Raw genomic sequence first — 25010 nt, 5'->3', positions numbered from 1 at the left:
GCCTAGCATCTTGATCGGTGAACGGACGTCTAGGAAGGTGCGCCAATGGTGAGGGCAGCCGAGCGTGCGGCGCGGACCAGCGTGTGGCTGGAGGGCAAGGTCCGCCGGAGCGGCCGCGGCGGGCAGCCGTCGGGGCTGGACCGGGACCGGATCACCGAGGTGACCGTCCGGCTCCTGGACGCCGAGGGGCTGGCCAAGTTCTCGATGCGCCGGCTGGCCGGCGAGCTGAACGTCACCGCGATGTCCGTCTACTGGTACGTCGACACCAAGGACGACCTCCTCGAACTCGCCCTGGACGCGGCGTTCGGCGAGCTCACCCTGCCCGATCCGGAGGCCGACGAGGACTGGCGCGACCAGCTGCGCGCGCTGACGAGCGAGTACCGCTCCCTGCTGGTCCGCCATCCCTGGCTGTCCCCGCTGGCCGGCACCTTCCTGAACATCGGCCCGAACTCGCTGGCCTTCTCCCAGGTCGTCCAGCACATCATCCGCAAGACGGGCCTGCCCGTGCACGGCCTGTCCGGCGCCCTGTCGGCCGTCTTCCAGTTCGTCTACGGCTTCGGCACGATCGAGGGCCACTTCATCGCCCGCTGCGCCGCCGCCGGGATGACCCAGGACGAGTACTTCCGGCACGCCATGAGCGCGGTGAACCAGGCCCCCGGGGCCGCCGCGATCGTCCGGCAGAACGCCGACATCATGGCGGCCCGCGGTGGCGACACGGTGGAGGAGATGCGCGAGCGGGACTTCGCGTTCGCCCTGGACCTGCTGGTGGCGGGCATCGAGGCGATGGTGGCCCGCAGCTGACTACTGCTCGGGGGCCAGCCGCGCCGGGAAGCCGCCCGTGGCCACCGGCCCCCACCGCTCGGGCGTGACGCGGATGATCGACTTGCCCTGCTTGACCATCGCCGCGCGGTACTCGTCCCAGTCCGGGTGCTCGCCGGAGATGTTGCGGAAGTACTCCACCAGCGGCTCCACGGACTCCGGGGAGTCGATCACCTCGGCGGTGCCGTCGATCTGCACCCACGGGCCGTTCCACTCGTCGCTCAGCACGACGAGGCTGACCCGCTCGTCCCGCTTGGCGTTGCGGGTCTTGGCGCGCTCCGGGTAGGTGGAGACGACGATCCGCCCCGAGTCGTCCACACCGCAGGTCAGCGGTGAGGCCTGCGGGCCGCCGTCCGCACGCCGGGTCAGCAGGATGGCGCGGTGCCGGGGCCGTACGAAGTCGAGCAGGTCGTCGCGGGAGACGGTCGTGTTCGTAGCGATGTTGGGTGCCATGCCGCCAGCGTAGGCTCCCGGTCGCCGCTCAGCCTGCTCCTGCCGTGCCTACGTCCGGGGCAGGGACGTGCCCTGCACCGCCTGGATGTCCAGCTCGATTCTCAGGGTGGTGCCGATCGCGGCGATGCCCGCCTGGAGCACCTGGTTGTAGTTCATGGCGAAGTCCTCGCGGCGCAGCTCGGTCGTCGCGCGGAAGGCGGCGCGCGTGCCGCCCCACGGGTCCGGTCCCGTGCCCAGGTACGCCAGGTCCAGGTCGACCGGGCGTACGACCCCGTGCAGGGTCAGTTCGCCGTGCACGGTCCAGCGGTCGGCGCCGGCCGCCGTCAGGCCCGTGGACCGGTAGGTGATCTCGGGGTACCTCTCGGTGTCCAGGAAGTCCGGCGAGCGCAGGTGGCCGTCGCGCATGCCGTTGCCCGTGTCGATGGTGGTGGCCCGGACGACCGCCTCCACGCGGGACTTCTCCACCTCGTCCGGGGCGATCTCGATACGCCCGGCGAAGTCGGTGAAGCGGCCGTGCACGCTGGAGATGCCCAGGTGCCGGGCGACCGCGCCCACCGACGAGTGCGCCGGGTCGATGGTCCACGTCCCGGGCGGCGGCAGCTCGGTGCCGCCCTGCCGGGACAGCGTCACCGCCCCGAGCTCGGCGCGTCCGCTCGCCGTGACGAGGGCGCTGGAGGCGACGGGCGCGTACCCGACGGCCGTGACGACGACGGTGTACGGCCCCGGCGCGAGCGCGGTCGCGTCCCGTACGGCGCCCTCCGAGTCCGCCTCGGCGCGCAGCACCTGCGTGCCGGCCGTGTCGGTCACCGTGACGACCGCGTGCGACACGGCCCATCCGTCCCGCGTACGGATCTTCGCGGACAGTCCCATCCCGTTTTCTCCCTGCACGTGCTGTCGGTCGTCAAGAGTCCGGCCCGCGGCAGGGGGACCGCCGCTCAGGGCGTACCTGCCACGGGCCGGAGGCCGGACCCGGGCCCTACTGGGCCGGGTGGGCCAGGTCGATGTCGTGGTCGTCGACGCCGCGGCCGTTCACCGTCAGGGCCGTCGCCACCGGCGCGTAGCCCGTCGCGATGACGGTGTACTCGCCGCTGTCGAGGTCGGTGAAGGCGTACGCGCCGTCCGCGCCCGTGGTGGCGGTGCCGACCACGTTGCCCGCGCCGTCCACGAGGGTCACCCGGGCGTCGGCCAGCGGACCGTGCGGCGCCCGGACGACGCCCTGGACCTGGGCGCCCGAGTCGAGGTCGACCTCGATCCGGGTGACGCCGGCGCCGCCGACCTCCACGGGCAGCGCCCGCGGCCGGAACCCGGCGGCGTTGACCGCCACGGTCACGGCGCCCGGCACCAGCTCCGCGAAGGCGAACTCGCCCTGCTCGCCGGTGGTCCCGGTGGCCAGCAGGTCACCGCGCACATCGGTCACGATGACCATCGCGTCCTTGACGGGCAGCGCCGTCGCGGCGGCCCGCACCACACCGTTCAGCCCGCTGGTGCCGCTGAGCAGGATGTCGTACGAGACCGGCTCACCGTTGACCACGACCGTGGACGCCTGCGGCTGGAAGCCGGCGGCGGAGGCGATCAGGACGTACGAGCCGGTGCCCGGCGCCTCCAGCGCGTAGGAGCCGTCCGCCTGCGCGACCGACCGGCCCAGCTGCCGTCCCGCGAGCGAGATCAGCGTGACGGCGGCCTGCGGCACCGGCGCGCTCTCGTCGCCGCGCACGAAACCGCGTACCGGGGTGCCGCCGGAGGGGGCGGGCTCCTCGGGCCGGGCGATGGTGGCCACGGCGGCCGGCTGCTGGATGCCGTCGACGGCGGCAGCCGTCTCCGCGACGGCCCAGCTCGGGAGCTTCTCCGTGACCGGGGCGGCGGCCTCCGCCTCGGCGGCGGCCGGAGCGGCCTCGCCGTCGCCCTCGGCCTCGGCACCGGCGTCAGGGGCCTCCTCCGCGGCGGCGGCCTGCGCGAGCCCGCCCTTGGTCTTCAGCGGGACCTCCTTGATGAACAGGCTGATCAGGAACGCGAAGGCCGCGAGGGCGCCGGCGATCATGAAGATGTCGGCGATGCCGTGACCGTAGGCGCTCTGCAGCAGCGTGCGCAGCGGCACCGGCAGCTTGCCCAGGTCCGGGATGCTGTCGCCGGACGAGCTGGAACCGGCCAGCGCGGCCCGGTACTTCGGGTCCAGGGAGGCGATGCCGTCCGTGACGTAGTGCGTGATCCGGTGGGACATGACCGCGCCCAGCGCCGAGACGCCGACCGCGCCGCCGAGGGAACGGAAGAAGGTGACCGTGGAGCTGGCCGAGCCGAGGTCGCCCGGGTCGACCTGGTTCTGCGTGCACAGCACCAGGTTCTGCATCATCATGCCGATGCCGAGACCCATGAAGGCCATGAAGACGGCCATCTTCCAGTAGTCCGTGTCGTACCGGATGGTGCCCAGCAGGCCCAGGCCGGCCGAGACCAGCACGCCACCGCTGACCAGCCACGCCTTCCAGCGGCCGGTGCGGGTGATGAACTGCCCCGAGACGGTGGAGGAGACGAACAGGCCGCCGATCATCGGGATCGTCAGGACACCCGACATCGTCGGGGACTTGTCCCGGGCCAGCTGGAAGTACTGGCTGAAGAAGACCGTGCCGGTGAACATCGCGACACCGACGAACAGCGAGGCCAGCGACGCGAGCGTGATGGTGCGGTTGCGGAACAGGCGCAGCGGGATGATCGGCTCGCTCGCCCTGGACTCGACCAGGATGAAGAGCGCGCCGAGCACGATCGAACCGCCGACCATGGTGTACGTCTGCCAGGACAGCCAGTCGTACTTGTCACCGGCGAAGGTGACCCAGACCAGCAGCAGCGAGACGGCGGCGGCGACGAAGGTGGCGCCGCCCCAGTCGACCTTCACGTCCCGCTTCACGACCGGCAGGTGCAGCGTCTTCTGCAGCACGATCAGGGCGATGACGGCGAAGGGGACGCCGACGTAGAAGCACCAGCGCCAGCCCAGCCACGAGGTGTCGGTGATGACACCGCCGAGCAGCGGGCCGCCGACGGTGGCGACGGCGAAGGTGGCGCCCAGGTAACCGGAGTAACGCCCGCGCTCACGCGGGGAGATCATCGCGGCCATGACGATCTGGGCGAGGGCGGACAGCCCGCCGACGCCGATGCCCTGGAAGACACGGCAGGCGATCAGCATGCCCGGGTTCTGCGACAGACCGGCCGCCATCGAGCCCAGCACGTAGACGACCAGGGCTATCTGGACGAGCGCCTTCTTGCTGTACAGGTCGGCGAGCTTGCCCCACAGGGGTGTGGTCGCGGTCATCGCCAGCAGTGAGGCGGTGACGACCCAGGTGTAGGCCGACTGGCCGCCGCCGAGGTCGCTGATGATGTGCGGCAGCGCGTTGGTGACGATCGTGGACGACAGGATCGCCACGAACATGCCGAGCAGCAGCCCGGAGAGCGCCTCCATGATCTGCCGGTGCGTCATCGGGGCGTCGTGCTCGGCGGAGCCTCCCCCGTGCTTGGCATGAGCCCGCACACCGGCTGGTGTGGTCGTTGCCATGGGCTTCCTTTTCTCACATGCTTGCTGGTGTACGGGTGGCCGGCTCGGGTGCGACGGCCGGCGGCGGCAGTCGCGGCGGTGCGGGGCGGCAGTCGTCGAAGCTGGCCCGCAGCCGGGTCATGAGCCGGGTGAGCTGGGCGACCTCCTCGTCGCTCCAGTCGGCGAGCCGCTCGGCGAGCAGCTGCGTGGTCCGCTCGGACAGTTCCTCCAGGCAGGCCAGGCCCGCCGGTGTGAGGTGCACGATCCGGGACCGTTTGTCCGCCGGGTCGGGGGAGCGGTCGATCCAGCCGCGCTCGGCGAGGTGCGCGACATGGCGGCTGGTGACCGACATGTCCACGGCGAGCAGCTCCGCGAGCTTGCTCATGCGCATGTCGCCGTGGCGGCCCAGGAGGGTCAGTACGGTGGCGCTGCCGCTCGGGCAGTCGGACGGCAGGATCCGGCCGAGTTCCCGCTTCACGGCACCGAAGGCGCTGAACTGCCTGATCAGCTCCTCGTACTGCGTCCGCTCGGTCATCCCACCTCCCGTATTCGTTGCTTGGGGCAACCATAAGAGTTGTTGGTTGCTGCAGGCAAATAAAAGGGCGAGGTGCGGGACAAAAACTTGGCAAAGTCATGTATGGCGATCGTAAAAACGCAGGTGGGAGTGAGGGGCGAGAGGCGGGGGCGGACGGCCGCCCCCCACTTGGGCCGCACCCGCTGATTCGCTAGGGTCTGCTGCCATGGCTAACCCCCAGGGCCCCCAGGGCAACCACGACCCCGCAGGCAGCACCCAGATGTTCCGCGCGTTCGTCGACGAGGGCCCGCAGGGCCGGCAGAGCCGTCAGCAGGCGTCCGCGCCGTCCGGTCCCCGGATCGGCCTGATCGTCGGCATCGTCGTCGCGGTGGCGGTCGTGGCGGCCGTCGCCTGGCTCGCGATGATGTAGCGAGAGCCCAGGTCACTTCCACCGGACGGTGACGTCCCGCGTCTCGATGTGCATGCCCAGCGGCACGCGCCAGGCGTCGACGCACACCGTCCAGGTCTTCTTCCTGTCCGCCCCGGCGCCGATCGGCGCCGGGAGCGGCACGTCGGACGTCCTCGTCGCCCAGTCGATGCCGAGCGCGCCGATGATGTGCGTGCCGAAGGTGACGGTGCCCGAACGGACCGCCGTACCGCCGGAATTGGTGAAGGTCAGCGTCACGTCCTCGCACCAGCGCCGGTCCGTCGCGGTCCGCGTCGGATCGCTCCAGGCCAGGTCGGCGGGCCCGGCGGGGGTCTCCGCACCGGGAGTTGCCGCGGGCGACGGCGAAGCCGGGCTCCCGGAGGCGGACTTGGCGCCGCCGCGGCTGCCGCCGGCGTCTCCTCCCGGCGTGGCCCCGGCAGCCGATGTCGACGCCGTTGCCGTTGCCGCTGCCGGCGCAGCCCCCGCCGGCGGGTCGTCCGGCAGGCCGCTCGGACTGCCCGCCGCCGCGGGGGACCCGCTCCGCCGCGGGCTGCCGTCCAGCGGCACGAGCGTCACCCCGCCCGTCGGAGCCGCCGCCGTACCCGAGGGCCGGGGTGCGCCGCCGGCCGCTCCGGTGGCGACGTAGCCCTCGCCCGGACCGCCGCCCCCGCACGCCGCCAGCGCGGCGCCCAGACAGACGACGGCCGCCGATGCGCCGATCAGGGCGCCTCGACGGCCACGTGTCCATGTCGTGCGAGAGGTCCCACGCAGCATCGCGCCATGGTGGCTGACGCTCCGTCAAATGGGAACCCCCGGGCCGGGGCCCGCTCAGTCCGAGATGAGTCCCTCGCGCAGCTGCGCCAGTGTGCGGGTCAGCAGGCGGGAGACGTGCATCTGCGAGATGCCGACCTCGTCGCCGATCTGCGACTGGGTCATGTTGGCGAAGAAGCGGAGCATGATGATCTGCCGCTCGCGGGGCGGGAGCTTGGCCAGCAGCGGCTTCAGGGACTCGCGGTACTCGACGCCCTCCAGGGCGGTGTCCTCGTAGCCCAGGCGGTCCGCGAGGGAGCCCTCGCCGCCGTCGTCCTCGGGGGCCGGGGAGTCCAGCGAGGAGGCCGTGTAGGCGTTGCCGACCGCGAGGCCGTCGACCACGTCCTCCTCGGAGACACCGAGCACGGCGGCCAGTTCGGGGACGGTCGGGGAGCGGTCGAGCTTCTGGGAGAGCTCGTCGCTGGCCTTCGTCAGGGCCAGCCGCAGTTCCTGGAGCCGGCGCGGCACGCGCACCGACCACGAGGTGTCGCGGAAGAACCGCTTGATCTCGCCGACGACCGTCGGCATCGCGAAGGTCGGGAACTCCACGCCCCGCTCGCAGTCGAAGCGGTCGATCGCCTTGATCAGGCCGATCGTGCCGACCTGGACGATGTCCTCCATCGGCTCGTTGCGGGAGCGGAAGCGGGCCGCCGCGTAGCGCACCAGCGGGAGGTTGAGCTCGATGAGGGTGTCCCGCACGTACGCGCGCTCGGGGCTGTTCTCGTCGAGTGCGGCGAGCCGCAGGAAAAGGGAGCGGGACAGGGTGCGGGTGTCGATGTTCTCCGGGGCCGGGATGGCCGGGGCGTCGGGCGCCTCCACCACCGGAGCTTCGTCGAGCACGGCGTCGGTGGGCGCGGAATCGCTCTTCGCGAGCGTGAGCACCTTCGAGCTGCCCTGATCTGCGGACATGCCACCCCCTCTGGGTCGCGGGACGGTCGCGGCCGAAGTCCCCTCGGCGAGGAGTTCAGCCTTCACCTGAATACCGGAGCCGAGGCCTCGGCAAACGCGCTTGGGGAAGAATGTCACATGTCGGCAACACGCTGTAGTGACATGTCGACACGTGAGATGCGAATCGGCCCTGGAAAGAGGGGGTCTGAGGCTTTTTCAGCACAGAAACGTCAGGAACATCCCTGGTGAGCGATTCGCTCTCGCGGGTTACGCGTCGATCCTGTTTGCGATCTGCGGTGTTCCGGAGCGTGCGCCTGTGCGCCTCTTATGCCTCGATCCGATTGGCGGATCGCAGCCGCTGGAAGCTACGCGCGAGTAGCCGCGACACATGCATCTGGGAGACGCCGAGTTCCGCGCTGATTTGTGACTGGGTGAGGTTGCTGTAGTAGCGCAGCAGAAGGATTCTCTGTTCCCGCTCCGGCAGTTGTACGAGGAGATGGCGGACGAGATCCCGGTGTTCGACACCGTCCAGGGCGGGGTCCTCGTAGCCGAGCCGGTCGAGGAGGCCCGGCAGCCCGTCACCCTCCTGGGCGGCCTCCAGGGAGGTCGCGTGGTACGAGCGGCCGGCCTCGATGCAGGAGAGGACCTCTTCCTCGGTGATGCGCAGCCGCTCGGCGATCTCGGCCGTCGTCGGGGTGCGCCCGAAGGCGGTCGTCAGGTCCTCGGTGGCACTGTTGACCTGCACCCACAACTCGTGGAGGCGGCGCGGGACGTGGACCGTGCGGACGTTGTCGCGGAAGTAGCGCTTGATCTCGCCGACCACGGTCGGCATCGCGAAGGTCGGGAACTGCACGCCCCGGTCCGGGTCGAAGCGGTCGATCGCGTTGATGAGCCCGATGGTGCCCACCTGGATCACGTCCTCCATGGGCTCGTTGCGCGAGCGGAAGCGGGCCGCCGCGTAGCGCACGAGCGGGAGGTTGGCCTCGATCAGCGCCCCGCGCACCCGGATGTGGTCGGGGCTGCCCGGACTGAGGGTCTTGAGCTCGCCGAAGAGCACCTGGGTCAGGGCCCGGGTGTCGGCACCGCGGCTGCGCGGCGGTGCGGCCTCGGGCGTGGCCGTCGCGGTGTCCGACACGGCTTCCCGGGGCGGTGCTTGAGGCGCAGTACTGGCCGGCACGGTCAACTCCGCCTCACAATCGATCAACTCATCCGTCAAAAGTGGTCATAGCATCACAAGAGATGTGGACTGTGTGCAAGCACCGCATTACGCCGTGTTGAGGGCAAGTTGGGGCAGGCCATGCAAAAGGGCCCCGCGCCGCTTCCGGTGCGGGGCCCTTCCGGGCCGGCTCAGTACTCGTAGTCGGCGATCACCCAGGTGGCGAACTCCTTCCACAGCGCCACTCCCGCGCGGTGCTCGGGGTGCTCGACGTAGCGCCGCAGCGAGGCCGCGTCCTCGAAGCCGGAGTTGATGGCGAAGTCGTAGGCGATGGGGCGGTCGCTGAGGTTCCAGCCCAGTTCCCAGAAGCGGATCTCGGGAATCGTCCCGTCCAGCGTCCGGAAGGCCTCCTCGCCCGCCGCGACGCGCGGATCGTCGCGGGAGACGCCCTCGTTGAGCTTGAACAGGACGAGATGCCGGATCATGCGCGCTCCTAGTGCTGTGGCCCGGAAGGTTCACCGGCTCGCGACGCCCGGCACGGCACCGGCTACTGGGCCCCGTTGGCCAGCCAGGTGAAGAAGTCGCCGATGGCCTTCGCGGCGTCCGAGATGCCCTCGAACCCTATCTGGACGTAGTCCGCCGCCTTGGCGGGGTCCGTGATGATCACGTACAGGGCGAAGACCACGAGCACATAGACGGCGATCTTCTTCGCATTCACCGCCATCGCGGCCTCCCGAGTCACAAGTTGCCCAACGACCGCACATGATCGCACGAAGGGCCCCGTCTCTCGACGGGGCCCTTCTTCAGAGCGGTAGCGGAGGGATTTGAACCCTCGGTGACTTGCGCCACACTCGCTTTCGAGGCGAGCTCCTTCGGCCGCTCGGACACGCTACCGAGGGAGACCTTACAGCACGCCGGGCAGTGCTCCGAAATCGGTATTCGGCGGGGCAGGGGACAGGGGTCAGCGGGACCGGAAGAAGTCGGTGAGGAGGCGGGCGCACTCCTCGGCCAGTACGCCCTCGATCACCTCGGGGCGGTGGTTGAGCCGCCGGTCGCGGACGACGTCCCAGAGCGAGCCGGCCGCGCCGGCCTTCTCGTCGCGGGCGCCGTAGACGACGCGGTCCACCCGGGACTGCACGAGCGCGCCCGCGCACATCGTGCAGGGCTCCAGGGTGACGACGAGCGTGCAGCCGGACAGCCGCCACTCGCCGAGCTCGGCCGCCGCCCGGCGGATCGCGAGGATCTCGGCGTGCGCCGTCGGATCGCCGGTGGCCTCACGCTCGTTGTGACCGGCCGCGAGCACGGTCGTGCCGTCCGGGGCCAGCACGACGGCGCCGACGGGGACGTCCCCGCCGGCCCGTCCGGCCTCGTCCAGCGCGCGCCGCATCGCGGCCCGCCACGGGTCGCGCACCGGGTCCGGGGTGCCGCCCGCGGTCGACGGTGCGGTCAGCGGACGGTCTCCAGGACCTCGGAGGCGCCCAGGGCCTCGGCGATCGCGCTCAGCGCGTCCTCGTCCAGGATGCGCAGCTCCTTCGCGCTGACGCCCAGGTCGTCGAGGATCTCGACGTCGCCGACGGGGCTGTGCGGCACGGCCTCGGCGGACGGCCCGTCGTCGTCGCCGTCGTCCTCGTCCTCACCGTCCTCGGTGCCGTCGAGGTCGAGGGAGTCCAGGTCGGCGCCGTCGTCGCCGGGCTCCCTTCCGAGCAGTTCGTCGGTGAGCAGGATCTCTCCGTAGCTGCTGCGGGCGGCGGCGGCGGCGTCCGAGACGTAGATACGAGGGTCGTCCTCGCCGTCGACGCGGACGACGCCGAACCACCCGTCTTCCTGCTCGATCAGTACGAGCACCGTGTCGTCCTCGGTCGAGGCTTCCCGGGCGAGGTCGGCCAGGTCCGACAGGGTTTCCACATCGTCGAGCTCTGTGTCGCTCGCTTCCCACCCGTCTTCGGTGCGCGCGAGCAGTGCGGCGAAGTACACCGTGACTCTCCCACTGGTCATAGGCGTGCCGGTTGGGGGTCCCCCCGGCGGAGGTTCTGGGCGGGGAGAGCTGGGCTCCGAGCCCACCCACTCGGAATCGTGGCAGAAACAAGGCCTTCAGGGGACGTCTTCGGCTCCCTGTGTCCGCCCGTTTTGATCGACCACGAGCGGGATCGTACGCGGCGATCCTCGTCGGCGCGCAGAGGGCCGCCCTTCCACGTGCCGTGAGCCCGGCCGGAGTTACCAGCGGAAAGTGCGCATGCGCATGGCGTGGCGCAGGCGGGCGGTCTTGGCGCGGCGGGGCTGGACGCGGTCGCGCAGTTCGCGTGCCTCGGCGAGATCACGCAGGAACTGGGCCCTGCGGCGACGGCGCTCCGCGTCGTTCTCGTCCGGCGAGGCGTCCTTGTCGGCTTCGCTCTCAGGCAGGTCAGGCATCGGCTCACCATCCCCCGGTCCGTCCCTCCCACTTTCCCTCTGATGGGTGGTTTGATGCCAGCGCAAGGGTTACGGGGGCGCGGTTACTGTTAGGGCATGCGTCTCCACGTCGTCGACCACCCCTTGGTCGCCCACAAGCTCACCACCCTGCGCGACCGGCGCACCGACTCCGCGACCTTCCGCCGGCTCGCCGACGAGCTGGTCACCCTGCTCGCGTACGAGGCCACGCGTGACGTGCGCACCGAGCAGGTCGACATCGTCACGCCGGTCGCCGCGACCACCGGCGTGAAGCTCTCCCATCCGCGCCCGCTGGTGGTGCCGATCCTGCGGGCCGGCCTCGGCATGCTGGACGGCATGGTCCGGCTGCTGCCGACCGCCGAGGTGGGCTTCCTGGGCATGATCCGCAACGAGGAGACGCTCCAGGCGTCCACGTACGCCTCCCGTATGCCCGAGGACCTCTCGGGGCGCCAGGTGTACGTCCTCGACCCGATGCTGGCGACGGGCGGCACGCTGGTCGCGGCGATCCAGGAGCTGATCAAGCGCGGCGCGGACGATGTGACGGCCGTGGTGCTCCTCGCCACGCCGGAGGGCGTCGAGCTGATGGAGCGGGAGCTGGCGGGCACGCCGGTGACCGTGGTGACGGCCGCGGTCGACGAGCGGCTCAACGAGCACGGGTACATCGTGCCGGGCCTGGGCGACGCGGGCGACCGCCTCTACGGCTCGGCCGAGTAGCGTTCGCCGGTTTCGCCGTCGGGGTGCGGGTGTGGGGGCGGCTGCCGGTCTGTCGTGGCCGGCCGCGCCGTTCCCCGAGCCCCCTGAGGGGCGTTGCTCAGCAGGCCTTCTTCGACGTCGGCGTCGGGTTCGGGTTCTGCAGGGCCGCCACGGCCTTGTCGGCGGCCGGCTCGGCCGTGAGGGTCTTGAAGCCGTCGCCGATGATCAGGTCGATGTCGGCGCCCTTGCGGGCCGCGTCCGTGCGGCGCTCGGCGGTGGAGAGCTGCGTGGCGAGCACGGGCAGCGAGCTGTTGAGGGAGGACGCGGGGCCCAGCAGCACCCCCGTGCCCTTGATCTTCTTGTCGTACTCCTTGGACGCGTTGCCCACGTCGCCGATCTTGAAGCCGCGCTTCTTGAGTTCGTCCGCCGTGGCCTTGGCCAGGCCGCTGCGCGTGGTGGCGTTGTAGACGTTCACCGTGATCTGGCCGGGCTTGGGGGCGGCGGCGGCCCTGGCGCCGGTGGCGGCGGCCGACGGGCTCACCCTGGAACCGCAGTCCGCCTTGGTGCCGGCCGCCGAGGCCTTGTTGCCGCCGCCGGTGAAGACGTCGATGAGCTGCAGGGTGCCCCAGGCGGCGACCGCGAGGGCGGCGACGGAGGCCACGACCGCGGCCACGAGCTTGCCGCGGCGACGGCGCTGGCGCATACGGGGGTATTTGTCCCCCGTGATCTTGTACTTGCCGCCCATGCCCGGGGGAGTCAGCATGCTCATGGGCGCAGCGTAGTGCGCCTGAGCGGCAATGCCTACTAGATGATCATTGCAGTCCGCGCAGGTGAACCCAAAAGGGGCAAGCCCTCACCGGCGGGACGCCCCCGGGCGGGGTCTCAGTCCAGTTCGAGCACGCGCGCGTGCAGCACCTGGCGCTGCTGCAGCGCCGCCCGCACCGCGCGGTGGAGACCGTCCTCGAGATACAGGTCGCCCTGCCACTTGACCACGTGTGCGAACAGGTCGCCGTAGAAGGTCGAGTCCTCGGCCAGGAGGGTCTCCAGGTCGAGCTGCCCCTTGGTGGTGACGAGCTGATCGAGGCGGACCGGGCGTGGCGCGACGTCCGCCCACTGCCGGGTGCTTTCCCGGCCGTGGTCGGGGTACGGCCGGCCGTTTCCGATGCGCTTGAAGATCACACGGAAAGCCTACCGGTCAAGACCTTCCGGGCGCAGCCATGGAGACGGAGTGCGACGCTGGAAAAGATGTTTCATAACGGGGCAAAAAGCGACAGCGGCCCGATATGAGTGACACCGAGACCATGCGCCCGGCCACCGCTTCCGAGTCACCCGGACGTGCTCCGGCCCGGCGCCGGCCGGTCCCGCCGCCCCGCGGAATCGGTCCCTTCGGCGCGGCTCCCGGCCGGCGGGCGCGATACACCCGTACGGCGTACGGCTACACGGTGCGCGGGACCCGCCGGGCGCGGCCCCGCATGCGGATCGCCGTGATGATCTCGACGGCACCGACCGCGACCAGCCAGATGCCGCCGACCAGGGTGAGGACGGCGACGGACCGGAAGGGCGAGTCGATCAGGACGATGCCGGCCACGAACGTGACGATCCCGAGGAAGATCTGCCAGCCGCGGGCCGGCATGGACGGGTCGTGGAGGGCGGCCAGGGTCTGGGTGATCCCGCGGATGAGCCAGCCGATGCCGATCCACAGCCCGAGCAGCAGGATCGACTGCATCGGTCCGCGGAAGCAGAACAGGCCCAGCAGGATCGACAGGGAGCCGCTGATGAAGGCCAGCACGCGCAGCGAGGTCGTTCTGTGCGTGCCGAAGGCGGCGATCAGCTGGAAGACACCGCTGCACAGCAGGTAGAGGCCGAACAGGACGCCGGCCGCGAACAGGGAGGCGCCCGGCCAGACGAGGACCAGCACACCGAGGACCAGCGAGGCCACGCCGGTGAGCAGGACGACCTGCCAGGCGGCCTGGGACAGGGCGTGCAGAGGACCCTCGACGGGCGGTTGCGGTGCATGGGTGCCTGGTGCGGTTCCGGCGTGGACCGTGCGGTCGTCGTGCTCCGGACCCCAGGTGTTCGGTGGGTCTGTCATGCTCCATGCTCGAACCGGCCGCGCGCGCCGCGCCACTTCGGGGAGCCGGTCGGCTGACGCCCTACGTCCCGGCGGCCTTCGCGGCCTTGGCGGCGGCCTTCGTCTCCTGCTTGAACGCCCGCACCTTGGTCAGCGACTCCGGTCCGGTGATGTCCGCGACGGAGCGGAAGGAGCCGGCGTCGCCGTACGAGCCGGCCGCCTCGCGCCAGCCCTCGGGGCGCACCCCCAGCTGCTTGCCGAGCAGCGCCAGGAAGATCTGCGCCTTCTGCTTGCCGAAGCCGGGCAGCTCCTGGAGCCGCTTCAGCAGCTCCCGGCCGTCGCTCACGCCCTTCCAGACGAGCTCGGCGTTGCCGTCGTAGTGCTCCACGAGGTACTGGCACAGCTGCTGGACGCGCTTGGCCATGGAGCCCGGGTAGCGGTGCACGGCCGGCTTCTCGGACAGCAGCGCGCCGAAGGCCTCGGGGTCCATGACGGCGATGTCGTGCGCGTCCAGGTCGTCGGCGCCGAGCCGGTCCGCGATCGTGCGCGGGCCCTTGAACGCCCACTCCATCGGGACCTGCTGGTCCAGCAGCATCCCGGTGAGCGCGGCGAGCGGGGAGCGCCCGAGGAGTGCGTCGGCCGCGGGGTCCTGGGCGAGGTGAAGGGTGACGTCCATGCCCCCGATCATCCCCCGGCGGGGGGCGGAGCTCCATGTGAGCGCGGCGGGCACCGCGCCGCGCCAGCCCTTGACGCCGTGCGCGCCCCGCGCTCACCGGCGACGGCGGGCGGGTCCGCGGGCCGCCCCCGGGACACCCGGGACACCCGGGACACCCGGGACACCCGGGACACGCGGCGCACGCGGCGCACGCGGCGCACGCGGAAGACCGTGTGGTCAGTCCGCCCGCCAGTACCCCAGCGCGTGCACCCGGTCCCGGGGGACGCCCAGTTCCCTGCGGACGTACGCGGACAGGGTCCGGGTCGTGCGGGTGTCGCTGGTGATCCACACGTAGGGGTGCGCGGTGCCCGACAGGATCCCGGGGAGTTCGGCGCGGACGCGGTCGGGGAGTTCCCCGCGCGAGACGTGCCGCAGGTCGTGTCGGGCGGCGTCGGTGCGGAAGGGCAGATCGGGCCGGCCGTCCGCGAACCAGATCGTCGCCGGGACCGGATCGAAGGCGTCCAGCACGGAGTTGATCGCGGGCAGCGCGGCCGGGTCGCCGACCGCGAGGACGTGCGTGGGCGCGGGCGCCGGCTCCTCGAAGCGGGTGCCCTGGACGGTCGCCTCGATGGTGTCGCCGGGCCGCGCGGCCCGTGCCCAGTCGCCGGCGGCGCCCTCGTGCAGGGCGAACTCCAGCGAGAAGGCGCCGGCCGCCGGGTCCGGGTCGACCAGCGTGTACGCCCGCTGGTGCGGTCGGCCCGTGTGGGTGAACCACAGCCGGACCCACATGGCGGGATGGATGCCGGTCGCGGCGAGCAGTCCGCCGTCGGCCAGGCGCAGCCGCCGGTAGCGCGGCGTGACGTCCTCGGCCCGGGTGACGGTCAGGGTGAAGTCCTTCGCCCGCATCAGCCGGAGGACCGTGCCCTCCCAGCCCCGACCCTGCGCCATGCCCTCTCCACCCTTCACGTACGCTTCCGGCATCGATTTACTTAGGTGAGGCTAACCTAAAATGCAGAGGGGTCACAGGGTGCCGACCGAGATCTACCGAGACGCGTGGGGCATCCCCCACCTGCGGGCCGACAGCGCCCGCGAACTCGCCCGCGCCCAGGGCCGTGTCACCGCCCGCGACCGTGCCTGGCAGATGGAGGTCGAACGGCACCGCGCGCGGGGCACCTCGGCCTCCTTCCTCGGCACCGGGGCGCTGCCCTGGGACGTGCTCGTGCGGCGGGCCCGCCTCGACGACACCGCCCGCCGCTGCTTCGCCGCCCTGCGGCGGCGGGACCCCGAGACCGCCGACTGGGTGCGGGCGTACGCCGAGGGGGTCAACGAGGAGCTGACGGCCGCCGTGGCGCCCGAGTTCGCGGCCGCCGGCCTGACCCCCGGCCGCTGGGAGCCCTGGACCCCGCTCGGCGTCTGGCTCGCCGCGCACCTCCTGTTCGCGGGCCTGCCCGCCAAGCTCTGGCGCGATTCCGCGGCGCGCCATCTGGGGGAGGAGGCCGTCGGCCTGTTCGCCACCGACGGACCCGGCACCTCCGGCTCCAACGGCTGGCTGGTGGGCGGCGAACGGACCGTGACCGGGCACGCCGTCATCGCGGGCGACCCGCACCGCTTCATCGAGGACCCCGGCGTCTACCAGCAGATCCACCTCTCCTGCCCGGAGTTCGACGTCGTCGGCCTCGCCGTGCCCGGCGTCCCGGGCATCGCCCACTTCGGCCACACCGGCACGGTCGCCTGGGCCGTCACCCACGCCATGGCCGACTACCAGGACCTGTACCGGGAGCGGCTGCGGCGCACCGGGGCGGGTGTCGAGGCCCTCGGCCCGGACGGCGGCTGGCGCCGCGCCGCCCGGCACACGGAGACCGTCGAGGTGGCGGGCGAGGACCCGGTCGAGGTCGAGGTGATCGAGACGGACCGGGGGCCGGTGGTGATCGGGGGCCCCGAGGGCCTCGACGCGGGCGTCCCCGGCACGCCTCCGGTCGCGGTCAGCCTGCGCCACCCGCCCCGTGTCACCGCCGACCTCGGCTTCGGCGCGCTCCTGCCCCTGCTGCGCGCCCGGGGTGTCGCCGATGTCGACCGGGCCCTCGAGCGGTGGGTCGAGCCGGTCAACGTCGTGCAGGCCGCCGACACCGAGGGCGGGCTGCTGCACCGGGTCGCCGGGCGGGTGCCCGCGCGCTCGGAGGCCAACCGGACCCGGCTCGTGCCCGCCTGGGAGCCCGGGCACGCGTGGGAGGGCTGGGAGCCGGCGCCGCGGGCCGAGGTCGTCGGCGGTGTCGCCGTGATGGCCAACCAGCGCGGCCTCGCCGCCGCGCTCGGCGTCGAGTTCGCCCCGCCGCACCGGGCGGACCGCATCGCCGCCCTGCTGGCGCACCAGGACCACTGGGCCTCCGGCGACATGCCCGCCCTCCACATGGACACCCACCTCGCCTCCGCCGGCCCGCTGCTGGACCGCCTGGCGGCCCTGAAGGACCTGTCCCCGGGCGCCGCCGCCCTGCGCGACCGGCTGCTGGGCTGGGACCGCCGCATGGACGCGGGCAGCGCCGACGCGGCCCGCTACGCGGCGGTGCGCGACGCGGTCGTACGGCATCTCGCCGCTCACCCGGCGTTCGCCGCCCTGGCCGTCCCGCCCGCCTACCCGGAGGTCTTCCTGCCCTGGCTCGCCCTGCTCCCCCGGGTGGCCTTCGCGCTCGAACACCTGCTGCGGGCCGAGGAGCTGTACGGCGTCGACCGGCCGGCCGTGGTGCGGGGCGCCCTGGAGGAGGTGGCCGCCGGGCCGCCCGCCGGGACCTGGGGCGACGTCCACCGCCTCGCCCCCTGGCGGGCGCTCCCCGCCACCTCCTACGAGGAACCGGGTCTGTCCGGCGACCACGACTGTGTGCTGTGCACCTCCGCCGTGCCCGGCCTGAGCGCACGGAGCGCGCGCGGGCCCGCCGCCCGTTACGTGTGGGACCTGGCGCGGCGCGAGGACAGCCGCTGGGTGGTGCCCTTCGGGGCGTCCGGGGTGCCCGGCTCGCCCCACCACCGTGATCAGCTCCCCTTGTGGCTCAAGGGGGATCTCGTCCCGGTCGTCACCGACTTCGGCCGGCTCACCAAGGAGAGCGATGTCTGACCCGTACGCCGACCGGACCGCCGTCCACGAGCAGCACGTCGACGGCTTCGGCACCGTCCGCGTCCTGCCCCTCGACGCCGGGGCCGACGCCCCCGTGCTGCACACCTGGGTGAGCGCGGAGCGGGCCGTGTTCTGGGGCATGAACGGCCTCGGCCGCGACCAGGTCGAGGAGATCTACCGGCACATGGACACCCTCGACACCCATCACGCCTTCCTGGTCGTCAAGGACGGGGTGCCGGCGGCGCTGCTGCAGACCTACGAACCGGCGGCCGACCGCGTCGGCGGATGCTACGCGGTGCGCGAGGGCGACATCGGCGTCCATCTGCTGATCGCGCCCGCGGGGGCGGACGGCGCGCGCCCCGGCTGGTCGGCGGCGCTGCTGGCCGCCGTCGCCTCGTACGTGCTGCGGGTGCTGGACCGGCGCCGGGTGGTGGTCGACCCCGACGTGCGCAACGAGAAGGCGGTCGCCCGCTTCCTGCGCCAGGGCTTCGAGGCCGGCCCGGTGGTCGTACTGCCCGAGATCGACGTCCCCGACGTGCACCTGCCCGAGAAGCACGCTCAACTGGCGTTCCTGCGGCGGGAGGTAGCCTTCCCCGGGTGACGCCCGAAGACCTCGTCGCCCACTACGGACTGGAGCCCCTGCCCCGCGAGGGCGGCCTGTACCGCCGCACGTGGGCGGGCCCCGAGCGGCCCGACGGACGGCCGGAGGGCTCGGCGATCATCGCCCTGCTGACCGCCGGCGACTTCTCGGCCCTGCACCGCCTGCCCGCCGACGAGATCTGGCACCACTACCTCGGCGACCCGCTGGACCTGCTGCTCCTCGCCCCCGACGGCTCGTCCGCCGCGGCCGTGCTCGGCCCGGACGTCCTCGGCGGCCAGCACCCGCAGCTCACCGTGCCCGCCGGGACCTGGATGGGCGGGCGGGTCGCCGCGGGCGGGGCGTGGACGTTCTTCGGCTGCACCATGGCGCCCGGATTCACCTTCGAGGGGTACGAGCACGGGGACGCGGCCGAGCTCACGGCGCGGTATCCGGACCGGGCCGCCCTGATTCTGCAACTGTCCCGGCCATGAGTCTTCTCGACGGACAGACCGCCCTGGTCACGGGCGCGGGCGGCGGCATCGGACGGAGCATCGCCCTCAGATTCGCGCAGGAGGGTGCCGCGGTCGCGCTGCACTGCCGCACCGCGCTGGCGCGGACCCGCGAACTGGCCGCGCGGATCGAGGAGTCGGGCGGCCGGGCCGTCGTCCTGCGGGCCGACCTCACCGACGAGGACGCCTGCCGCCGGGTGGTGGGGGAGGCCGCCGAATGGGGCGGCGGACTGCACGCGCTGGTCAACAACGCCGGGGTGCAGCCCACCCGGGAACTGCCCGGGATGACGGCGGTCGAGTGGCGGGCGGTCGTCGACACCAACCTGTCGAGCGTCTTCGCCTGCACGCAGGCCGCCGCCGAGGTCATGCGGGAGCGCGGCGGCGGCAGTGTGACGCACATCGCCTCCATCGAGGGACGGCAGCCGGCGGCCCTGCACGCGCACTACAGCGCGTCCAAGGCGGCGGTCGTGATGCACGCCCGGGCGGCGGCCCTGGAGTACGGCGCGTGCGGCATCCGCGTCAACACCGTCTCGCCCGGCCTGATCCGGCGCGACGGACTGGAGCGGGCCTGGCCGGAGGGGGTGCGGCGCTGGCAGGAGGCGGTTCCGCTCGGGCGGCTCGGGCGGGCGGAGGACGTCGGGGACGCCTGCGTGTTCCTGGCCTCGCGGCTCGCGTCCTGGGTGACCGGCCACGACCTGGTGGTGGACGGCGGCGTGACCGCGCGGCCGACGTGGTGAGCACACCGCGGCCGGCCTCGGCCGGTGACGGCGGCCGAGGCCGTGCGTATCCAGTTAGGCACCTTACGTAGCCGTATGTTCGGGTCCTCGAACGCAACGATCGCAAGTGTGTCGGTTACGTTTCCACAAAGCTCATGGGCAGCTCTTGACCGATGACCGGATATGGGGCTGTTATTACCGCCACGATGTTCGGTCGAGTTGATTTCTGGTCGGTTTCGAATGCTTTCGATGTGGCGCAGCCGTGACCGAAACCCTGTCCTCAGGAGCCGTTATGTCAGACCTCTCCCCCTCGGGTCACTCTCGTTCCAGCCGTGAGCTCCCTTCGCCCAGCCGCCGCAGCCTGCTGCGCGGCGCGGGTGGCGCCGCCCTCCTCGCGGGTGCCGGCATACCCCTGTTGAGCGCCTGCGGCGGCAGCGGCAGCTCATCCGACCCCAAGACCGTCAGTCTCGGCTCCAACGCCTCGGACGCGGTGCCGAAGAAGGCCTTCGCCGAGATCTACGCGGCCTTCAAGAAGCAGTCCGGCATCACGGTCGACGTGAACACCAAGGACCACAACACCTTCCAGGAGCAGATCAACTCGTATCTGCAGGGCACGCCGGACGACGTGTTCACCTGGTTCGCCGGGTACCGCATGCAGTTCTTCGCGGCCAAGAAGCTCGCCTCGCCGATCGACGACGTGTGGCAGAAGATCGGCGGCAACTTCCCCGACGCCATGAAGCAGCTCAGCAAGGGCGAGGACGGCAAGTACTACTTCGTCCCGCTGTACACGTACCCGTGGGCGATCTTCTACCGCAAGAGCGTGTTCCAGCAGCACGGCTACGAGGTGCCCACCACCTGGGACAAGTTCGTCGCCCTGTGCAAGCAGATGAAGAAGGACGGCCTGGTCCCGATCGCCTTCGGCGACAAGGACGCCTGGCCGGCCATGGGCACCTTCGACCAGATCAACTTCCGCCTCAACGGCTACGACTTCCACAAGTCCCTGATGGCGGGCAAGGCCTCCTGGACCGACGCCAAGGTCAAGGCGGTCTTCGACCACTGGAGCGAGATCCTCCCCTACCACCAGGACGGCTTCATGGGCCGCACCTGGCAGGACGCCGCGCAGGGCCTGGTGGCGAAGAAGGCGGGCATGTACGTCCTCGGCTCGTTCGTGGCCCAGCAGTTCACCAACAAGGCCGACCTCGACGACCTCGACTTCTTCGCCTTCCCGGAGATCAACTCCGCCTACGGCCAGGAGACCGTGGAGGCGCCCACCGACGGCTTCATGGTCAGCAAGTCCCCGAAGAACCACGCGGGCGTCGTCAAGCTCATGGAGTACCTGGGCACGCCGGAGGCCGAGCAGATCTACCTCAAGGCCGACTCCAGTGTGGTGGCCGCGTCCAGCAAGGCCGACACCTCCTCGTACACGCCGTTGCAGAAGAAGGCGTACACCATGATCAGCGGCGCCAAGAACCTCACCCAGTTCATGGACCGCGACTCCCGGCCGGACTTCACCTCCACGGTGATGCAGCCCGGCCTGCAGAAGTTCCTGCAGAACCCGAAGGGCATCGACAGCCTGCTGTCCTCGATCGAGCGCCAGAAGAAGACGATCTTCGCGTCGTCGTGAGCGCCCGGATGAGCACCGACACCAACACGAAGAGCCCGGAGGCGGCAGCCGTGCCGCCTCCGGGCCGTGCGCCTGAGAAGCGGGCCGCGCAGGGGCACAAGCGCCTGCTGACCCGCCGCGACCGCATCACGCTCGCCGTCATGGCGGGCGTGCCCACGGTCCTGCACGTGACCCTGGTCTGGGTCACCGCCTTCGCCTCGATCGCCCTGGCCTTCACCACCTGGGACGGCATCGGCTTCGATGCCATCAAGTGGGTGGGGCTGGACAACTTCAAGCAGCTGTTCTCCGACAACCCGCAGTTCTGGCCCGCGGTCGAGCACAACATCATCTGGTTCGTCGTGCTCATCCTGATCCCGACACCGATGGGGCTGTTCCTCGCCGTCCAGCTGGACAAGAGGATCCGCTTCAGCCGCGTCTACCAGACCGCGTTCTTCCTGCCGGTCGTGGTCTCGCTGGCGGTCACCGGCTTCGTCTGGCAGCTCGTCTACAACCCCGACACCGGCCTGATCAACAGCATCATCGGGGCCAACAAGCCCGGCCACTACATCGACTGGATCGGTGACCCGCACCTGAACCTGTGGGCCGTTCTGGTCGCCGCCTCCTGGCGGCACACCGGCTACATGATGATCCTCTACCTGGCCGGCCTGAAGGGCGTCGACCCCTCCCTGCGCGAGGCCTCGTCGCTGGACGGCGCCAACGAGTGGCAGACGTTCAGGAACGTCATCTTCCCGACGCTGCGGCCCACCAACACCGTGGTCCTGGTGGTCACCATCATCGAGGCGCTGCGCGCCTTCGACCTGGTCTTCGTCTTCAACAAGGGCGCCCAGGGCACCGAGTTGCTGTCGATCCTGATCACCAACAACATCATCGGCGAGTCCAGCCGGATCGGTTACGGATCCGCGATCGCCGTCGTCCTGCTGGTCATCTCCCTCGCGGTCATCATCCCGTACCTGATCGCGACCTTCCGGAAGGAGCGGCGCGCATGACCACACCCGCCGCCGCGCTCGGCCGACAGCGCACCCCGGTCCGCCCGGCCCGCGTGCTGCTGCACGTGTTCCTCGTCGTCACCTCGCTGGCCTGGCTCGCCCCGCTGCTGTGGGCGGTCTTCGCGGCACTGCGCCCCTACTCGGAGACCAGCAGCAAGGGCTACGTCTCCTGGCCGGACAAGCTGAGCTTCGACAACTTCAAGAACGCGTTCGAGCAGTCGGACATGATGCACTACTTCGCCAACACGCTGATCATCGCGGTTCCGGCCGTGCTGCTCACGCTGCTGTTGTCGTCGATGGTCGCGTTCTACGTCAGCCGCTTCGACTTCCGGCTCAACCTCTTCCTGCTGCTGGTGTTCACGGCCGGCAACCTGCTGCCGCAGCAGGTCATCATCACCCCGCTGTACCGGATGTACCTGCTGATCGACCTGCCGGGCGTCACGGCCAGCGGCAAGCTCTACGACTCCGCGCTCGGCCTGGTGCTCATCCACGTGGCGTTCCAGTCCGGCTTCTGCGCCTTCGTGCTGAGCAACTACATGCGCATGCTGCCGCACGAGCTGACGGAGGCGGCCCTGGTCGACGGCGCCTCGGTGTGGCGCATGTACTGGCAGATCGTGCTGCCGCTGTGCAAGCCGGCGATGGCGGCCCTGGCCACCCTGCTGTCCATCTGGATCTACAACGACTTCTTCTGGGCCATCGTCCTGATCTCCACCGGCGAGAACATGCCGATCACCTCGGCCCTGAACAACCTCTCCGGCCAGTACTTCACCGACCCCAACCTGGTCGCCGCCGGCGCCCTGCTCACCGCGATCCCGACCCTGATCGTGTACTTCGTCCTGCAGCGGCAGTTCGTCAGCGGCCTGACCCTGGGGGCCAACAAGGGCTGAGCCCGCCGGCGGCCGGACCGACGGCCGCACACCGCCCTCACCGCCGGGCACGTCCGGGACACGGCCGGGACGCGGTCGCGGCCGTACGCCACGACCGCGTCCCGCCCCGTTCCCGCCCGGCCGCCCGTCAGTCCGCCTCGCGCAGGGCCCTGTCGATCCGGCCCAGCGCGCCGGTGAGGCGGGCGTAGTCGTCGGCCGTCAGCGGTTGGACGAAGTACTCCTCCACCACGCGGGCGTGGACGGCGGCGGCGCCGAGGAACGCCGTGCGTCCCTCGGCGGTCGGTTCCACCAGGGCCACCCGCCGGTCTCCGGGGGACGGGACGCGCCGGACGAGTCCGGCCTCCTCCATGCGGTCGATCAGCCGCGTGGTCCCGCTGCTGGTCAGGGTGAGGTCGTCGGCCAGCTGCCGTTGCGAGACCTCCTCACCGGGCCGGCGGCAGAGCCGTATCAGCACCTCCAGCATGGTGTGGCTCATCCCGCACTCCCGCCGCAGCGCACTGTCGATGCGCCGTTCCAGACGGGTCGCGGACCTGATCAGCAGGCCGAAGTCCCGCACGAGCGGGCTGCCGGCCGCCCGGGCGGCGGCATCGTCATGGTGCCGGGAAGTGTCGTTCATCGCGGTGACCCTACTGCACCCACTGCCGTCTCAATTGCTGACCAATCAATTGCTGACTAGTCAATTAAATCCTACGGTGGACGCCACAGCCGCGAGCGCGAGGGAGACGCCATGGATCTGCAGCACTGGCTCGGCCGGGCCACCGAGGCCGTCGAGGACTGGGCCGACACCTTCGGCCCCTACCGGACCCACCCGTCCCTGGCGGTGGACGACGCCCGCTTCGCGTCGGCCTACGCGGAGTTCACGGAGCGGCTCGTGGACAACTACCCCTTCTTCCACCCGCGCTACGCGGGCCAGATGCTGAAGCCCCCGCACCCCGCCGCGGTGGTCGGCCACCTCACGGCGATGCTGATCAACCCCAACAACCACGCCCTGGACGGCGGTCCGGCCACCGCCGCGATGGAACGCGAGGCGGTCGCCCGGCTCGCCGCGATGTTCGGCTACGACACGCACCTCGGCCACCTCACCACCAGCGGCACGATCGCCAACCTCGAAGCGCTCTTCGTCGCCCGCGAACTGCACCCCGGCCGCGGCGTCGCGCACAGCGCCGACGCCCACTACACGCACGGCCGCATGTGTCACGTCCTCGGCATGCGCAGCCATTCCGTGCGCACCGACGCCCGGGGCCGCATGGACCTCGACGCGCTGGAGGAGGTCCTGCGCACCGGCGAGGTCGGCACGGTCGTCCTCACCACCGGCACCACCGGGCTCGGCGCCGTCGACCCCGTCCACGAGGCGCTGCCCCTCGCCGAGCGCCACGGCGTCCGCGTCCACGTGGACGCCGCCTACGGGGGCTTCTTCACGCTGCTCGCCGGCGCCGACGGCCCCGAGGGCCTGCCGCCCGAGCCCTGGCGGGCGATCGCGCGGGCCGACTCGGTCGTCGTCGACCCGCACAAGCACGGCCTGCAGCCCTACGGCTGCGGCGCCGTCCTCTTCCGCGACCCGGAGGTGGGCCGCTTCTACCTGCACGACTCGCCGTACACCTACTTCACCTCGTCCGAGCTGCACCTCGGCGAGATCAGCCTGGAGTGCTCGCGCGCCGGTGCCGCGGCGGCCGGCCTCTGGCTGACCCTCCGGCTCCTGCCGCCCACCCCCGAAGGGCTCGGCCGCGTCCTCGCCGCGGGCCGCCGGGCCGCCCTCGGCTGGGCGGAACTGATCGAGGCGTCCGACGCCCTGGAGCTCTACCAGCCGCCCGAGCTGGACATCGTCACCTACTTCCCGGCCGTCGAGCCCGCGTCCCTCACCGGCGTCGACGCGGCCTCCGCCCGCGTCCTGGCGGACGGCATGACCGGCCCCGACCCCGTCTTCCTCAGCACCTTCACGGCGGGCCGCGAGGCGTTCACGGCCCGCCATCCGAAGGTCACCGCGGACGCCGACGCGGCCCGCATCCTGCGCAGCGTCCTGATGAAGCCGGAGTCCGAGGACTACGTGCCGCACCTGCACGACCGCGTCGAACGGCTGGCCCGCACCTCCTAATGACGTTGTCAAGCCGCCTATGTGACTGGGAGTCCGTCTTGGTAGCGCCGTCCGTCACGGATCAGGGCCCACAGTACGTT

The 25010-nt window shown here is 71.4% G+C and carries 29 protein-coding genes and 1 tRNA gene; 11 read left to right on the top strand and 19 right to left on the bottom strand.

Going from position 1 to position 25010, the window contains the following annotated elements; genetic code table 11:
• Positions 1–45 precede the first annotated feature (45 nt).
• A complete protein-coding gene (locus tag ACIRPX_RS38715; RefSeq protein WP_404204222.1) occupies positions 46–801 on the top strand; it encodes a TetR/AcrR family transcriptional regulator in 756 nt (251 codons plus the stop codon).
• Here the strand turns inward: ACIRPX_RS38715 and ACIRPX_RS38710 are convergent, their stop codons facing one another.
• The 4 genes from ACIRPX_RS38710 to ACIRPX_RS38695 form a co-directional block, all read right to left on the bottom strand.
• Positions 802–1272, bottom strand: coding sequence for a PPOX class F420-dependent oxidoreductase (locus tag ACIRPX_RS38710; RefSeq protein ID WP_404204220.1), 471 nt, complete (start codon positions 1270–1272; stop codon positions 802–804).
• A gap of 48 nt (positions 1273–1320) precedes the next feature.
• The gene (locus ACIRPX_RS38705) at positions 1321–2142 is read right to left on the bottom strand and encodes a YceI family protein (RefSeq protein ID WP_404204218.1); all 822 of its coding nucleotides are present in this window, start codon (positions 2140–2142) and stop codon (positions 1321–1323) included.
• A gap of 106 nt (positions 2143–2248) precedes the next feature.
• Positions 2249–4810, bottom strand: a complete 2562-nt coding sequence (locus tag ACIRPX_RS38700; RefSeq protein WP_404204216.1) for an MFS transporter — start codon at positions 4808–4810, stop codon at positions 2249–2251.
• A 13-nt stretch (positions 4811–4823) separates the two neighbouring features.
• A complete protein-coding gene (locus ACIRPX_RS38695; protein WP_404204214.1) occupies positions 4824–5324 on the bottom strand; it encodes a MarR family winged helix-turn-helix transcriptional regulator in 501 nt (166 codons plus the stop codon).
• Positions 5325–5529: 205 nt separating this feature from the next.
• On the opposite strand from ACIRPX_RS38695, the gene ACIRPX_RS38690 reads away from it, so the two are divergent.
• A complete protein-coding gene (locus ACIRPX_RS38690) occupies positions 5530–5733 on the top strand; it encodes a hypothetical protein (RefSeq protein ID WP_404204213.1) in 204 nt (67 codons plus the stop codon).
• Between the two features lie 12 nt (positions 5734–5745).
• On the opposite strand, the gene ACIRPX_RS38685 is transcribed toward ACIRPX_RS38690, so the two are convergent.
• The 9 genes from ACIRPX_RS38685 to ACIRPX_RS38645 all read right to left on the bottom strand — a co-directional run bounded on the left by ACIRPX_RS38685 (position 5746) and on the right by ACIRPX_RS38645 (position 10993).
• On the bottom strand, positions 5746–6504 hold the full coding sequence (locus tag ACIRPX_RS38685) for a hypothetical protein (protein WP_404204211.1): 759 nt from the start codon (positions 6502–6504) through the stop codon (positions 5746–5748).
• Positions 6505–6558: 54 nt separating this feature from the next.
• Positions 6559–7449, bottom strand: coding sequence for an RNA polymerase sigma factor SigF (locus ACIRPX_RS38680; protein ID WP_404204209.1), 891 nt, complete (start codon positions 7447–7449; stop codon positions 6559–6561).
• A gap of 304 nt (positions 7450–7753) precedes the next feature.
• A complete protein-coding gene (locus ACIRPX_RS38675) occupies positions 7754–8605 on the bottom strand; it encodes an RNA polymerase sigma factor SigF (RefSeq protein WP_404204207.1) in 852 nt (283 codons plus the stop codon).
• A gap of 170 nt (positions 8606–8775) precedes the next feature.
• The gene (locus ACIRPX_RS38670; RefSeq protein WP_404204205.1) at positions 8776–9069 is read right to left on the bottom strand and encodes a Dabb family protein; all 294 of its coding nucleotides are present in this window, start codon (positions 9067–9069) and stop codon (positions 8776–8778) included.
• Between the two features lie 62 nt (positions 9070–9131).
• A complete protein-coding gene (locus tag ACIRPX_RS38665) occupies positions 9132–9308 on the bottom strand; it encodes a hypothetical protein (protein WP_404204203.1) in 177 nt (58 codons plus the stop codon).
• Between the two features lie 85 nt (positions 9309–9393).
• Positions 9394–9478 (bottom strand) — tRNA-Ser (locus tag ACIRPX_RS38660).
• A 67-nt stretch (positions 9479–9545) separates the two neighbouring features.
• On the bottom strand, positions 9546–9971 hold the full coding sequence (tadA, locus tag ACIRPX_RS38655) for a tRNA adenosine(34) deaminase TadA (protein WP_404204300.1): 426 nt from the start codon (positions 9969–9971) through the stop codon (positions 9546–9548).
• A gap of 59 nt (positions 9972–10030) precedes the next feature.
• Entirely contained in the window at positions 10031–10558 is a 528-nt protein-coding gene (locus tag ACIRPX_RS38650) for a hypothetical protein (RefSeq protein WP_404204298.1), read from the bottom strand.
• A gap of 240 nt (positions 10559–10798) precedes the next feature.
• Positions 10799–10993: a hypothetical protein gene (locus ACIRPX_RS38645; RefSeq protein ID WP_404204201.1), complete on the bottom strand. Its 195-nt coding sequence runs from the start codon at positions 10991–10993 to the stop codon at positions 10799–10801.
• Positions 10994–11089: 96 nt separating this feature from the next.
• Between ACIRPX_RS38645 and upp the strand changes: the two genes are divergently transcribed.
• Complete coding sequence (gene upp, locus ACIRPX_RS38640) at positions 11090–11725, top strand: uracil phosphoribosyltransferase (RefSeq protein WP_404204199.1); 636 nt, start codon at positions 11090–11092, stop codon at positions 11723–11725.
• Positions 11726–11822: 97 nt separating this feature from the next.
• Here the strand turns inward: upp and ACIRPX_RS38635 are convergent, their stop codons facing one another.
• The 5 genes from ACIRPX_RS38635 to ACIRPX_RS38615 all read right to left on the bottom strand — a co-directional run bounded on the left by ACIRPX_RS38635 (position 11823) and on the right by ACIRPX_RS38615 (position 15378).
• Positions 11823–12473, bottom strand: coding sequence for a LytR C-terminal domain-containing protein (locus ACIRPX_RS38635; protein WP_404204197.1), 651 nt, complete (start codon positions 12471–12473; stop codon positions 11823–11825).
• Positions 12474–12586: 113 nt separating this feature from the next.
• On the bottom strand, positions 12587–12883 hold the full coding sequence (locus ACIRPX_RS38630; protein WP_003999914.1) for a type II toxin-antitoxin system VapB family antitoxin: 297 nt from the start codon (positions 12881–12883) through the stop codon (positions 12587–12589).
• A gap of 256 nt (positions 12884–13139) precedes the next feature.
• On the bottom strand, positions 13140–13796 hold the full coding sequence (locus tag ACIRPX_RS38625; RefSeq protein ID WP_404204195.1) for an HdeD family acid-resistance protein: 657 nt from the start codon (positions 13794–13796) through the stop codon (positions 13140–13142).
• 61 nt (positions 13797–13857) lie between these two features.
• A complete protein-coding gene (locus ACIRPX_RS38620) occupies positions 13858–14451 on the bottom strand; it encodes an HhH-GPD-type base excision DNA repair protein (RefSeq protein WP_404204193.1) in 594 nt (197 codons plus the stop codon).
• 216 nt (positions 14452–14667) lie between these two features.
• Positions 14668–15378: a siderophore-interacting protein gene (locus ACIRPX_RS38615; RefSeq protein ID WP_404204191.1), complete on the bottom strand. Its 711-nt coding sequence runs from the start codon at positions 15376–15378 to the stop codon at positions 14668–14670.
• 79 nt (positions 15379–15457) lie between these two features.
• On the opposite strand from ACIRPX_RS38615, the gene ACIRPX_RS38610 reads away from it, so the two are divergent.
• The 7 genes from ACIRPX_RS38610 (at position 15458) to ACIRPX_RS38580 (ending at position 22838) form a co-directional block, all read left to right on the top strand.
• A complete protein-coding gene (locus ACIRPX_RS38610) occupies positions 15458–17536 on the top strand; it encodes a penicillin acylase family protein (protein ID WP_404204189.1) in 2079 nt (692 codons plus the stop codon).
• Complete coding sequence (locus ACIRPX_RS38605) at positions 17529–18137, top strand: GNAT family N-acetyltransferase (protein WP_404204187.1); 609 nt, start codon at positions 17529–17531, stop codon at positions 18135–18137. Before ACIRPX_RS38610 ends, ACIRPX_RS38605 begins: the two co-directional genes overlap by 8 nt.
• Positions 18134–18607 carry a cupin domain-containing protein gene (locus ACIRPX_RS38600; RefSeq protein WP_404204185.1) on the top strand — a complete coding sequence of 158 codons (474 nt, stop codon included), beginning with the start codon at positions 18134–18136 and terminating at the stop codon, positions 18605–18607. Before ACIRPX_RS38605 ends, ACIRPX_RS38600 begins: the two co-directional genes overlap by 4 nt.
• Positions 18604–19362: an SDR family NAD(P)-dependent oxidoreductase gene (locus ACIRPX_RS38595; protein WP_404204183.1), complete on the top strand. Its 759-nt coding sequence runs from the start codon at positions 18604–18606 to the stop codon at positions 19360–19362. The genes ACIRPX_RS38600 and ACIRPX_RS38595 overlap by 4 nt, the downstream gene beginning before the upstream one ends.
• A 271-nt stretch (positions 19363–19633) precedes the next feature.
• The gene (locus ACIRPX_RS38590) at positions 19634–20965 is read left to right on the top strand and encodes an ABC transporter substrate-binding protein (RefSeq protein WP_404204181.1); all 1332 of its coding nucleotides are present in this window, start codon (positions 19634–19636) and stop codon (positions 20963–20965) included.
• Between the two features lie 8 nt (positions 20966–20973).
• Positions 20974–21951, top strand: a complete 978-nt coding sequence (locus ACIRPX_RS38585) for a carbohydrate ABC transporter permease (RefSeq protein WP_404204179.1) — start codon at positions 20974–20976, stop codon at positions 21949–21951.
• Positions 21948–22838 carry a carbohydrate ABC transporter permease gene (locus ACIRPX_RS38580; protein WP_404204177.1) on the top strand — a complete coding sequence of 297 codons (891 nt, stop codon included), beginning with the start codon at positions 21948–21950 and terminating at the stop codon, positions 22836–22838. The genes ACIRPX_RS38585 and ACIRPX_RS38580 overlap by 4 nt, the downstream gene beginning before the upstream one ends.
• 127 nt (positions 22839–22965) lie before the next feature.
• Here the strand turns inward: ACIRPX_RS38580 and ACIRPX_RS38575 are convergent, their stop codons facing one another.
• Positions 22966–23454 carry a MarR family winged helix-turn-helix transcriptional regulator gene (locus ACIRPX_RS38575; RefSeq protein WP_404204175.1) on the bottom strand — a complete coding sequence of 163 codons (489 nt, stop codon included), beginning with the start codon at positions 23452–23454 and terminating at the stop codon, positions 22966–22968.
• Between the two features lie 111 nt (positions 23455–23565).
• Here ACIRPX_RS38575 and ACIRPX_RS38570 point away from each other — a divergent pair, with 111 nt between their 5' ends.
• Positions 23566–24930, top strand: a complete 1365-nt coding sequence (locus tag ACIRPX_RS38570) for a pyridoxal phosphate-dependent decarboxylase family protein (RefSeq protein ID WP_404204173.1) — start codon at positions 23566–23568, stop codon at positions 24928–24930.
• Positions 24931–25010: the final 80 nt, after the last annotated feature.

The sequence above is a fragment of the Streptomyces sp. NPDC101225 genome, from assembly GCF_044767585.1.
Taxonomy (GTDB): domain Bacteria; phylum Actinomycetota; class Actinomycetes; order Streptomycetales; family Streptomycetaceae; genus Streptomyces.
The sequence above is the reverse complement of the archived record's forward strand: the minus strand, read 5'-3'. Positions and strand labels throughout refer to the sequence as shown.

Excerpts from the sequence above, each read along its gene's own strand:
- ACIRPX_RS38690 (WP_404204213.1), top strand. The coding sequence starts at position 5,530 with ATGGCTAACCCCCAGGGCCCCCAGGGCAACCACGACCCCGCAGGCAGC.
- ACIRPX_RS38625 (WP_404204195.1), bottom strand. The coding sequence starts at position 13,796 with ATGACAGACCCACCGAACACCTGGGGTCCGGAGCACGACGACCGCACG.
- ACIRPX_RS38685 (WP_404204211.1), bottom strand. The coding sequence starts at position 6,504 with ATGCTGCGTGGGACCTCTCGCACGACATGGACACGTGGCCGTCGAGGC.
- ACIRPX_RS38710 (WP_404204220.1), bottom strand. The coding sequence starts at position 1,272 with ATGGCACCCAACATCGCTACGAACACGACCGTCTCCCGCGACGACCTG.
- ACIRPX_RS38705 (WP_404204218.1), bottom strand. The coding sequence starts at position 2,142 with ATGGGACTGTCCGCGAAGATCCGTACGCGGGACGGATGGGCCGTGTCG.
- ACIRPX_RS38620 (WP_404204193.1), bottom strand. The coding sequence starts at position 14,451 with ATGGACGTCACCCTTCACCTCGCCCAGGACCCCGCGGCCGACGCACTC.
- ACIRPX_RS38605 (WP_404204187.1), top strand. The coding sequence starts at position 17,529 with ATGTCTGACCCGTACGCCGACCGGACCGCCGTCCACGAGCAGCACGTC.
- ACIRPX_RS38700 (WP_404204216.1), bottom strand. The coding sequence starts at position 4,810 with ATGGCAACGACCACACCAGCCGGTGTGCGGGCTCATGCCAAGCACGGG.
- upp (WP_404204199.1), top strand. The coding sequence starts at position 11,090 with ATGCGTCTCCACGTCGTCGACCACCCCTTGGTCGCCCACAAGCTCACC.
- ACIRPX_RS38715 (WP_404204222.1), top strand. The coding sequence starts at position 46 with ATGGTGAGGGCAGCCGAGCGTGCGGCGCGGACCAGCGTGTGGCTGGAG.
- ACIRPX_RS38580 (WP_404204177.1), top strand. The coding sequence starts at position 21,948 with ATGACCACACCCGCCGCCGCGCTCGGCCGACAGCGCACCCCGGTCCGC.
- ACIRPX_RS38695 (WP_404204214.1), bottom strand. The coding sequence starts at position 5,324 with ATGACCGAGCGGACGCAGTACGAGGAGCTGATCAGGCAGTTCAGCGCC.
- ACIRPX_RS38595 (WP_404204183.1), top strand. The coding sequence starts at position 18,604 with ATGAGTCTTCTCGACGGACAGACCGCCCTGGTCACGGGCGCGGGCGGC.
- ACIRPX_RS38585 (WP_404204179.1), top strand. The coding sequence starts at position 20,974 with ATGAGCACCGACACCAACACGAAGAGCCCGGAGGCGGCAGCCGTGCCG.
- ACIRPX_RS38670 (WP_404204205.1), bottom strand. The coding sequence starts at position 9,069 with ATGATCCGGCATCTCGTCCTGTTCAAGCTCAACGAGGGCGTCTCCCGC.
- ACIRPX_RS38665 (WP_404204203.1), bottom strand. The coding sequence starts at position 9,308 with ATGGCGGTGAATGCGAAGAAGATCGCCGTCTATGTGCTCGTGGTCTTC.
- ACIRPX_RS38570 (WP_404204173.1), top strand. The coding sequence starts at position 23,566 with ATGGATCTGCAGCACTGGCTCGGCCGGGCCACCGAGGCCGTCGAGGAC.
- ACIRPX_RS38680 (WP_404204209.1), bottom strand. The coding sequence starts at position 7,449 with ATGTCCGCAGATCAGGGCAGCTCGAAGGTGCTCACGCTCGCGAAGAGC.
- ACIRPX_RS38575 (WP_404204175.1), bottom strand. The coding sequence starts at position 23,454 with ATGAACGACACTTCCCGGCACCATGACGATGCCGCCGCCCGGGCGGCC.
- ACIRPX_RS38615 (WP_404204191.1), bottom strand. The coding sequence starts at position 15,378 with ATGGCGCAGGGTCGGGGCTGGGAGGGCACGGTCCTCCGGCTGATGCGG.
- tadA (WP_404204300.1), bottom strand. The coding sequence starts at position 9,971 with ATGCGGCGCGCGCTGGACGAGGCCGGACGGGCCGGCGGGGACGTCCCC.
- ACIRPX_RS38645 (WP_404204201.1), bottom strand. The coding sequence starts at position 10,993 with ATGCCTGACCTGCCTGAGAGCGAAGCCGACAAGGACGCCTCGCCGGAC.
- ACIRPX_RS38635 (WP_404204197.1), bottom strand. The coding sequence starts at position 12,473 with ATGAGCATGCTGACTCCCCCGGGCATGGGCGGCAAGTACAAGATCACG.
- ACIRPX_RS38590 (WP_404204181.1), top strand. The coding sequence starts at position 19,634 with ATGTCAGACCTCTCCCCCTCGGGTCACTCTCGTTCCAGCCGTGAGCTC.